Genomic DNA, 10,186 nt, shown 5'->3' on the forward strand with positions numbered 1-10,186 from the left:
CTGTCGCGCACAGGGTGCGCTCCTACAAGGGAACGAACGCCACGCTGGGAGGAAGTGACCCGGAACCCCACGGCCCCACGGGACTCCCTTCGGTCGCAGGCGAGCCAGGTCGCCGAAACCCGGCAACGACAGCACCAGAAATCTTCATGCATCTCAAACGATGAACATGCAGACCGGCGCGAAAGGCTGTCGCGCACTGGGTGCGCTCCTACAAGGGAACGAACGCCACGCTGGGAGGAAGTGACCCGGAACCCCACGGCCCCACGGGACTCCCTTCGGTCGCAGGCGAGCCAGGTCGCAGAAGCTCGGCAACGACAGCATCAGAAATCTTCATGCATGAAACGACGAACACACGGGCCTGCGCGAAAGCGCTGTCGCGCACAGGGGCGCTCCCATGGACAGAGGGAATGCGGCCCACATAAAGAAGGGTCCGCGACGAATCGCGGACCCTTCCATTTATCAGGCATCCACGGAGGAAGCCCAAGCCTCACATCATCAGCGCGCCTTCAGCAGCTCCGACAGGCGATCCGCCTTGCCGTTGATGCGCTCCAGGTGCGGGTACTTCAGGCCATCGTGGTAATCGATGCGGATCGTCCTGTACTCGTCGAAGTTCTTCACCAGCAGCTCCACCGGCTGGTTCTTGTCCTTCGCCGCCGCAGTGACGGCGTCCTTGATGGCGTCGCTGGAATATTCCTTGCCATTGACCGCCACGAGCTTCATGCCCGGCGACAGGCCGGCCTTGAAGGCGGGGCCGTCCCACAGCACGTCGGCGATGTCGCCGCCCTTGCCCACCGAGACGCCCAGCGAATAGGTAAGGTTGGCGCCGCCCATGCGCGCTTCGACCGCCTTGGTCACGGCCGAGGGCTTGTCGTTGTACACCAGCTTCCAGCCGTTGGCCTCGAAGCCGCCGATCAGCGGGCCGTGGCCATCCAGGCGCTCGCGCAGGTAGGTGGTCCAGTCATACGGCGTGATGTCGTTGAGCGTCTTCACCACGTCTTCGAAGGTGTAGGTGTTGACGTCCCATTCGCCGTTCTTCATGCCGAAGAAGGCCTTGGCGAAATCATCGATGGAACGCTTGTTGCCGGTGAGGTCACGCAGCTTGCCGTCGACGTCCATCCAGATCATCTGGCCGCCGGAATAGTAGTCCTCGCTCATCTGGTAGTTGCGATACGGCAGCGGGCGGCGCATCGCGATGATCGGGTCGTTGGTGGTGTCCTGGATGTTGCGCCACTGCTGCAGGCCCGGGCGGCCCTTGTCGTAGGTGGCGGCGACGTTGGCCAGCATGTCCAGCGCGTCTTCCTGCTTCCACAGGCCCGAGCGCGCGGCCATCACGTAGCCCCAGAACTGCGTCTGGCCTTCGTAAACCCACAGCAGGCTGTCCTGCATCGGCACGTTGAAGTTGGGTGTGGTGAGGTCGGCGCCGCGACGGTACTTGCCGTCCCACGAGTGGTTGAACTCGTGCGAGAGCAGGTCGCGCATGACCACGTTCTTGTCCCACTCGGTGAAATAGCCGGTGCCGACGCCGTTTTCGCTCGAACGATGGTGCTCCAGGCCGTTGCCCGACATCTTGTCGCTCAGCGAGAACAGGAAGTCGTAGTGGTTGTAGTGGTGCGCGCCGTAGAGCTTGTACATCTGCTGCACCAGGTTCTGGTGCACCTTCAGCTGCTCGGGCTTGATCTCGAGGAACTTCGGATCGTCCGCCACGATGTTGAGGAACACCGGCGTCTGCGCACCCGGGTCGAGATCGACGCGCTTGAAGTACTTGCCCGCGTAGATCGGCGAGTCGACCAGGTCGTCGTAGTCGATCGGCTTGAAGCTCACCGTATCGCCATTGCGCGAGGCCATTTCCAGCGCACTGCCGTACTGCCAGCCGGCCGGGAAGGTCACGGTGGTCTCGGCCTTGATGCGGCCGGCGAAGTAACCGGCCGGATACAGCGACACCGAATTCCACTGCAGGTTGAGCATTTCCGGCGTCATCACCACGCGGCCCTGGCGGGTGTCCTGCGCGGAGAGGAACTGGAACTCCACGTCAACGCTGTTCGCGCCTTCAGGCACGTCGACATGGAACGCGAACACGTTGAGCGGATCGCGCTTCCACGGGATCACCTTGCCGTTCGCCTTCACCACCAGCCCAGCCAGCTTGTCGATCGAGCCGGTCGGCGAGTGGTTGCCCGGCAGCCACTGCGGATACAGCAGCGTGAGCGGGCCCGCCTTCGCCGGCACCACTTCGTGCACGCGGAACACGCGGTGCGCGATGTCGGTCGCATCGACATTGATCTTCAGCACGCCGTCGAACGGAATGTCCTGCGGCGCGGGCACATCGGCAAGTGCGGCGAAACTGCCCAGGCCAACGGCCGAAGCGAGGATGGCGGAAGCGAGACGCGAGGCTTTCAAGAGGTTCTCCTGTGGAAATCCGCGCAGCGCAATACGAAGCTGCACGAAACATGAACCTCTGATGCTAGTGCGACAATGCACATCGCACCCCCTGCCATTGGTCATGGCGGTGTCTGAACCTCGCCCGTCCCGCGAAATGCCGCAGCCGCTGCATCCGCGGCGAATGCCCGTATCCTTGCGCCGCCGCGATCCCCACGCGGACCGATGCGACCTTCCCCCTTAGGCGTCGCGTCGGACACAAGAAAATGATGGAGCATTCCATGAACAAGACTTTCATTGCGGCCGCCTTGGCCGTCGCTGCCGTTTCGCCGTTCGCCGCCAAGGCCGACGAGAACAACCAGCTCGACAACTTCTTCGTCGCCGGCAACCTCGGCCAGAGCAACTACCGCTTGGGCGGCGTGTCCGACAAGACCGACGTGTTCCAGAACGTGCGCTTCGGTTGGCGCTGGAACGGCATCGTCGGTGCCGAAATCGGTTATGCCTACCTCGGCAAGGTCAAGAACGACTTCAACTTCGGCAACAGCTGGGCCAAGCCACGCGCGGCGCAGATCGGCGTGAATGCCAAGTACAACTTCCACGACAGCTGGTTCGTGACCGGCCACGGTGGCTACCTGCGTTCGCGTACCAACAGCGGCCTCACGGTGGGAGACACCAACGTCTTCACCCAGAAGAGCTGGAACAACGGCTGGTACGCCGGTGCCGGCGTGGGCTACGACGTCACCAAGAACGTCAGCCTCGCGCTGAACTACGACAACTACCACGTGAAGAATGGCCGCGCCGGCGCTGATCAGCCGCAGACCAACGCCAACGTGGCTGCCTACTCGGCCTCGATCGAATACCGCTTCTAAGTCTTTTTGCGGTAGCGGGAACAAAAGAACGGCCGCGAAAGCGGCCGTTTTTCTTTGCATCTTCTTTTTGTAGGAGCGCACCCGGTGCGCGACCGCAGCGTATCGGTGCAGCGGTGACAGTGGTCTTCGCGTCATCGCTTCGCAGGCTTTTCGCGCACGGGGTGCGCTCCTACAGGCAAGCAGGGCGTTACAGCTTCTCCAGCTTGCTGTGCCGCATGCCGTAGCCAAGGTAGATCACCATGCCAAGGCTCACCCACACCAGGAAAACCTTCCAGGTCACCGCCGGCAGCTCGGACAGCAGCCAGATCGAGAAGCCGATGCCGATCAGCGGAATCAGCGGCACCAACGGCGTGCGGAACGAACGCGGCAGCTCCGGCTTGCGCCTGCGCAGGATGATCACCGAGCTGCAGATCACGATGAAGGCGGACAGCACGCCGATGTTCACCAGCTTCGCCACTTCCTCGATCGGCAGCAGGCCGGCCACCAGCGCAGTGAACACGCCGAGCACGATGGTCGGGCGATGCGGCGTGCCGAAGCGCGGATGCACGTGGGCGAACCAGCCGGGCAGCAGTCCGTCGCGCGACAGCGCGAACCAGATGCGCGTGGCGCCCAGCATGAAGGCGAACAGCACGCTGATCAGGCCGAACACCGCCGATACCGAGATGATCACCGCCACCCAGTGCAGGCCCAGGCCCTTGAAGGCATCGGCCACCGGTGCGTCGGTATTGAGCGTGGTGTAGTGCGCGATGCCGGTGAGCACCAGCGACACCGCGAGGTACATCGCCATCGAGATCGCCAGCGACAGCAAGACCGCGCGCGGCAGGTCGCGTTGCGGATTCTTCGACTCTTCCGCCGCCGTGGTGAGCGTGTCGTAGCCGAACACGGCGAAGAACACCACCGCCGCCGCCGTGGCCACGCCCGAGAAACCGAAGTGCGATACGCCATCCGCGCCCGTGATGCGCTCCGGAATGAACGGTGCCCAGTTCGACGGGTTGACGTAGAACGCGCCGATGCCGATCACCAGCGCCACCGCGGCCACCTTGATCGCCACCACCAGCGTGTTGAAACGCGCGCCCCACTCGGTGCGGAAGGTGAGCAGCGCCGACACGCCAAGGGTTACCGCCGCCGCGATCACATTGAACACGTGGCCTTCGCCGGTGCCGATCGCACCTTGCGCCCACACCGGCACGTTGATGCCGACGCTGGATAGAAACGATTGCACGTAGCCCGACCAGCCGATCGCCACCACCGCGACGATCAACGCGTATTCCAGCAGCAGATCCCAGCCGATCAGCCACGCGGCGAGTTCGCCGAGTACCGCGTAGCCGTACGTGTATGCGCTGCCGGTGACGGGAATCAGCCCCGCGAACTCGGCGTAGCACAAGGCGGCCGCGGCGCTCGCGATGCCCGCGATCAGGAAGGAGATGGCGACCGCGGGGCCGGCGTTGAGCGCGGCCTGCTGGCCCGCCAGCACGAACACGCCGACACCGATGATGCCGCCGATACCAATGGCGGTGAGCTGCCAGAGGCCCAGCACGCGGCGGAAATCGCCACGCTTGCCCGCCTCGGCCTGCAGCATTTCCACCGGCTTGTGCCGTACCAGCTTATTCAGGAAACCCATCCGCTCATCCCCGCAAAGTGAGCGGCGATCATAGCGAATGCGCCCGGCCGTGCCACGCTGCAGCTGCGCGACCGGCGGAGGATCAACCCGGAACGGCCTTTCCCGGATCCGCCTGCGCGGGCGTATGGATGGCCAGCCACCCGAGCACGAGTGCGCTCACGGCGGGTATCGCGACCAGCGCGGCGACGACACCCGAGCCCGGCGCCTCGACCCCGAACCAGCCACCAGTGAGGAGCGGAATGGCCGCGGTGACCAGCAGGCGCGCCAGCTCCATCAGCACGCCACTGCGCCGTCCCTCGGTCAATACGCCCAGCGCCGTGAGACTCAACACGAGGAACACCGCGTAGGCAGCCAGCGATGACGCCGGCAGATGCTTCGCCATATCCAGGAACTGCACCGCCATTGCCAGCAGCAGCGCGAACTGCGCCAGGCTGTAGATGACGAGCCCACGCGACAGCGCGGGCTGGTAGCGCGGGCGATGGATGTCGAAGTCGGGCTTGGGAAAACGCTCTGCCACGTCGGCCGGACGCCAGCCCGGCGGCTTGATCCATACCAGCACTTTGTCGCGCCAGCGCCGCGCGTGCCATGCATCTTTCCACGCCGCCCAGTACACCTCGACGTTGGCCCACAGCGGATTCCAGCTGCGCAAGGGCGAGCGCGTGCCATAGACGGGCGGGTCGTTGTCGTCTTCTTCGACGAAAGTGCCGAACAGGCGATCCCACACGATGAGGACGCCGCCGTAGTTCCGGTCGAGGTACTTGTCGTTCACCGCGTGGTGCGCGCGGTGATTGGACGGCGAGCAGAACACGCGATCGAACCAGCCCAGCCGGCCCACCAGCTCCGTGTGCACCCAGAACTGGTACAGCAGGTCGATCAGCGCCACCACCGCGAATACTTCCAGCGGATAACCGACGACGGCCATCGGCAGGTAGAACAGCCAGCCCAGCAGCACGCCGCTGCCGGTCTGGCGCAGCGCGGTGGAGAGGTTGTAGTCCTCGCTCTGGTGATGCACCACGTGCGCGGCCCAGAAGATGTTGATCGTGTGGCCGGCGCGGTGCAGCCAGTAGTAGCAGAGGTCGTAGAACAGCAGTCCCGTGATCCACACCCACGCGCTGCCGGACGACAACGGGAAGATCGCCAGGTGCTCCACGCACCATGCGTAGATGCCCAGCGTCAGCACCTTGCTGAAGACCGCCACGACCTGCGAGATCACGCCCAGCCCGAGGCTGTTGATGGCATCGCTGCCGTGATAGACACGCCGCCCGCGCAACTTGGCCACCAGCAGCTCCAGCCCGATCAGGGCAAAGAACACCGGCGTGGCCCAGGTGATGATGGTGGCTTGCAGGTTCACGTGAGATCACCCGACTGTCGGACCGAGCGCGCCAGGCACCACATCGCCGCGTAATACGTCGCCAGCACCCATAGTGCGGAGAGCGGTATGGCGAAGCGGAACCGGTTCCAGGCCAACAGTGTATCGCTGAGCATGAACAGTAGGGCGCCACCGGCGGCCCATGGCGCGGCGCCGGCCAGCCGGTCGTCGCCATGCACCCAGGCCCGCGCCACGGCCTGCCCGCCCATGCTGGCCAGCACCGCCACATAGACCACGACCGGCACATGAAGCGCGCCGGGCAACGTGGGCCACAGCGCCCACAGGTTGAGCAGCCCGTAGGCGAGGCAGCCGAGCAGGGCGAGCGGCCTGGCCGCAAAGCGGGTATCGGAGACGAGGGCTCGGATAAAACACAGGTGGCCCAGCAGGAACGTCACCAGGCCGGCCACGAAAGCATCCACCGGCAACATCAGCAGAATGTCGCCGGCCAGGGAAAACAACATGCCGATGCCGATCCAGCGCCGATAGACTGCGGAGACTTCCGGCCGGTCGTGCCAGGCCTTCCACAGGATCAGCAGCGTTGCCAGCGGCTTGGCGATCCAGTGCAGCACCTGCCAGCCGTCCACGGCCCCGGCCGCGGCAAAGGTCGCGCCGATGATCGCGGCGATGGCGGCGAGCACGATTCCCACATCGATGCCACGCGACACGACCGGTGCCACGATGACGTTTGAAACGGACATCCGCGGATTCCCCAAACCCCTTGCTCGAATCCAGATAGTAAGACGGCCCGCGTTCCCCGTCATGCCTTCACGAACCGCTGTCCCGGGACGCAAACGCCGCGATGGCGAGCAGGACCATGGCGGCATCCCAACGGCCCGGCGATCGTTATGTCCTCCAGGCCATACCGAGGGGCGGGCGCCGTTCCCCGCGGGCGGGAAGCGGCGCCCTCATGCTCAGAACTTCGCGTTGATGCTGAAGAACACCTGGCGCGGCGCGCCGGCCATCAAGGTCTGGTTCCAGCCCTGCGGATCGGAGGCCACGTAGCCGTTGGTGCCGGTGGTGGCGAAGTACTTCTTGTCGAGCAGGTTGGTGACATTGAGGCCCAGGCTCAGGTCCTTCAGCACCGACACCGTGCCGATGTCGTAACTCACGCCCAGGTCGAACAGCCAGTACGAAGGCACCTCGGAATCGTTGAGGTAGGTGATGTAGCGGCGCCCGGTGTACTTGCCGTCGATGCTCGCGCGCCAGCCGCCCCAGGTGTAGCTGAGGTCGCTGCTGAACATCCAGCTCGGGATGCCGACCACGTACTTGCCGTCGGTCGCGACCACGCCGTTGTTGAGGTAGTCGTCCTGGTACTTGGAGTTGTTGTACGAGAGCGAGTTGAGCCAGCGCACGTGCTCGATCGGGCGCCAGATCACCGCCAGGTCCACACCGGTGCTCTTCACCGAGCCCACGTTGTTGAGGATGGCCGAGCAGGTCTGCACCGCGCTGCACGGCGACACCGCCAGCAGGCGGTTGGTGAAGCGCGTGTAGTACGCATCGGCCGAGGCCTCGAACGTATCGCCGTGCACGCGATAACCCAGTTCGAAGGTCTGCGACTGCTCGGGACTCAACGAACTCCTGCTCGCATCGAACGCCGCCTGCGACTGGCTGAAGGGCAGGAAGCCGTAGGCCGCCAGGTTCTTGCTGTAGGAGGCATACACCTCCTGGTTCGCATCGAGCTTGTAGTTCACGCCGACCTGCGGCAGGAAACCGTCACTCGCGCGGATGCGGCCCTGCGCAAGGGCGCTGCTCGGCACCAGCGACTCGGCGCTGTTGGTCACCCCCAGCGCCTTCGCGCCGAAGTTGAGCGTGAGATGGTCATCCATGAAGCGGACCGTGTCCGATGCATAGGCCATGCGCGTCCTGCTGTCGTAATGCTGGAAGAAGCCGCGCAGGAAGGGCTCTTCGTTCTCGTAGAAGTTGCTGAGGTAGTTGTACGCGCCGGTAAGGTAGAAGTAGTTGCGCTCCTGGTTGGTGGTGGCATCCTCCGCCCAGAAGCCCACCTCGATCTCGTTGCCGCCCAGCGCGAACTGCAGCGAGCCGGTGCCACCGAAGCGGTCGAGGCCGTAATCGGTGGTGCGCATCGCCAGCGGCACCGTCGGGGACGACGCCACGTACGGCGTTGCCCACTGACCTTCGCCGCGGTTGTCGTGATAGTAGGTGCCGAGGTTGAGCGTGGCGTGCTCGGCCAGGTTGAAGGTGCCGCTCAGGCCCGTCAGCGTATCGCGACGGATGCCGCCGCCCGCATAGTAGGTGGAATCCACCAGGTCATAACCCGCGGGCAGCGGCGACAGCACCGCGGGGTACGCGCCCTTGCCGTTGTACGCGTTGGCGACCTGCACGGCCGTGTTCCAATCCGGCTGCAGGTAATCCCACTTCCAGCCCAGCGCCTTCTGGCTGGCGAGGGACAGGTCCATGTAGTCGTATTCCTTGCGGCGCGACTCGTCGTAGAACAGGCTCACGCTGCCGCCTTCCCACTGGTACACCGACTTCAGGTTGATCTGGTTGGAGCGCTGGTCGCCATAACCCTTCCACTTGTCGGTGGAGGCGTGGTCGTAGGACACGTACATCGAGAAACCGTGATAGTCGCCCGTGTCCAGGCGCACGAAGGTGCGCGTGGTGGCATCGGAACCCAGCACCTGGTTGATGCGCGCGCCGGCCACCGCATCCGGATCGGCCGAGAAGAACTGGATGGTGCCGCCCAGGTTGGTGTTGGCCGCGGTGCCCAGTGCGCCGGCGCCCTGCGCCAGTTCCACCGTGCTGATGTTGTCGCTGCTGATCGCACGCGTCACCTGCAGGCCCGTGGTGGTGCCATAGCTCATGTTGCCGAGCGGGATGTTGTCCAGCGTAAAGCCCAGGCGGCTCTGGTCGAAGCCGTGCAGCGTGATCTGCGTGGACCACTCGTAGGCGCCCCAGGGGTCCGCCGACTGGAAGTTCACGCCCGGCAGCTTGTCGATGGCCTTGAGCGGGCTGGTGCCCGGCGCCAGCGCCTGGATGTCCTCGCTGGTGATCTTCTGCACCTGGCGCGTTTCGCCAGAAGCCACCACCGAAACGGCGTCCATGGTCTTGGCCTTGTCGGCGATGGCCGCGGCATCGGCGGCGGCTGGCACGGCATCGTCTGCGAAGGCGGCGCCCGTGTGGAGGGCGGCCAGGGTTGCCAGCGCGATCGCGGTCCTGCGAAGGGAAAGCTTGGGCATGACGAATCCTCGCGCGCGGATTCGCCTTGAATCCGCACGATCAAGTGATGGGAACAGTGAGGGGAAACAGCCGTCCGAACCACTCGGTCGGCATCAGGAAAGCGTGAAGTCCACGTATGTAGGCGCGATGACACGCATATTTAAAACAAGGCGAAAAACCCGCGATCAATCACGGTATGCCTGTCAATGCCCACCTGTCGCCACGGTCATGCCGTCGCCGCTTTCTCCTGACTGACGCCGTACGAGAGAGAAGGATGGCATCGCCCATGGGCGATCGCGCGACGCATGCAAGGGCGTGCGTCGCAGCGGCCGCATGGCGCATCAACGCTCGTCCACGGCCTTGCGGCCGATGGCCGGGTCGTCGGTAAAGAACGCATCGATGCCCGCGTCGAGGTAGGCACGGATTTCGGCGATCGACCCGGCTTCGTTGAACGTCTCGGGGTTGCTGCCCTGCCAGAAATTCCTCGCCTGGAAGTGGTTTTCCGGGCGGAACGTATACGGATGCAACTCCAGCTTTGCCGCATGCGCATCGCGCACCAACGAGGTCGGCCTGCCGAGCGAGCCATCGGCCGTGAGCGGAATGATGGCGCGGATGTTCGGCCCGATCGCATCGGCGTAGGTGGCGATGTCGCGCAACCCCTTCGGCGTCATCATGTCGCCATAGCTCAGCTTGCCGCCGCCGGCGACGATGTCGTAGGGATGTTCATCCGCATCATCGAGCAGCTGCAGCAGGCGGATGTTCGGGTGCGCCTTGCCC

Annotated in this window: 7 protein-coding genes; 1 reads left to right on the plus strand and 6 read right to left on the minus strand. The window is 64.7% G+C overall.

Annotated elements, in window-relative coordinates; translation table 11 throughout:
• Positions 1-495: 495 nt before the first annotated feature.
• The gene (locus JMF82_RS20835) at positions 496-2,367 is read right to left on the minus strand and encodes a M61 family peptidase (RefSeq protein WP_236585610.1); all 1,872 of its coding nucleotides are present in this window, start codon (positions 2,365-2,367) and stop codon (positions 496-498) included.
• A 287-nt stretch (positions 2,368-2,654) separates the two neighbouring features.
• Here JMF82_RS20835 and JMF82_RS20840 point away from each other — a divergent pair, with 287 nt between their 5' ends.
• Positions 2,655-3,242 carry an outer membrane beta-barrel protein gene (locus JMF82_RS20840; RefSeq protein WP_201316446.1) on the plus strand — a complete coding sequence of 196 codons (588 nt, stop codon included), beginning with the start codon at positions 2,655-2,657 and terminating at the stop codon, positions 3,240-3,242.
• A gap of 187 nt (positions 3,243-3,429) precedes the next feature.
• Here the strand turns inward: JMF82_RS20840 and JMF82_RS20845 are convergent, their stop codons facing one another.
• The 5 genes from JMF82_RS20845 to JMF82_RS20865 all read right to left on the minus strand — a co-directional run.
• On the minus strand, positions 3,430-4,863 hold the full coding sequence (locus JMF82_RS20845) for an amino acid permease (RefSeq protein ID WP_201316447.1): 1,434 nt from the start codon (positions 4,861-4,863) through the stop codon (positions 3,430-3,432).
• 82 nt (positions 4,864-4,945) lie between these two features.
• Positions 4,946-6,214: a sterol desaturase family protein gene (locus JMF82_RS20850; protein ID WP_201316448.1), complete on the minus strand. Its 1,269-nt coding sequence runs from the start codon at positions 6,212-6,214 to the stop codon at positions 4,946-4,948.
• Positions 6,211-6,930 (minus strand): lysoplasmalogenase, encoded by a 720-nt coding sequence (locus JMF82_RS20855; RefSeq protein ID WP_201316449.1) that lies wholly within the window; start codon positions 6,928-6,930, stop codon positions 6,211-6,213. The genes JMF82_RS20850 and JMF82_RS20855 overlap by 4 nt, the downstream gene beginning before the upstream one ends.
• Before the next feature lie 213 nt (positions 6,931-7,143).
• On the minus strand, positions 7,144-9,429 hold the full coding sequence (locus tag JMF82_RS20860) for a TonB-dependent receptor (protein WP_201316450.1): 2,286 nt from the start codon (positions 9,427-9,429) through the stop codon (positions 7,144-7,146).
• A 321-nt stretch (positions 9,430-9,750) separates the two neighbouring features.
• Positions 9,751-10,186: glycerophosphodiester phosphodiesterase family protein (locus JMF82_RS20865; RefSeq protein ID WP_304487923.1), on the minus strand; the 436-nt coding region annotated here is incomplete at its 5' end.

Source organism: Dyella sp. EPa41, assembly GCF_016586165.1.
Classification (GTDB): Bacteria; Pseudomonadota; Gammaproteobacteria; order Xanthomonadales; family Rhodanobacteraceae; genus Dyella.

Excerpts from the sequence above, each read along its gene's own strand:
- JMF82_RS20840 (WP_201316446.1), top strand. The coding sequence starts at position 2,655 with ATGAACAAGACTTTCATTGCGGCCGCCTTGGCCGTCGCTGCCGTTTCG.
- JMF82_RS20855 (WP_201316449.1), bottom strand. The coding sequence starts at position 6,930 with ATGTCCGTTTCAAACGTCATCGTGGCACCGGTCGTGTCGCGTGGCATC.
- JMF82_RS20845 (WP_201316447.1), bottom strand. The coding sequence starts at position 4,863 with ATGGGTTTCCTGAATAAGCTGGTACGGCACAAGCCGGTGGAAATGCTG.
- JMF82_RS20860 (WP_201316450.1), bottom strand. The coding sequence starts at position 9,429 with ATGCCCAAGCTTTCCCTTCGCAGGACCGCGATCGCGCTGGCAACCCTG.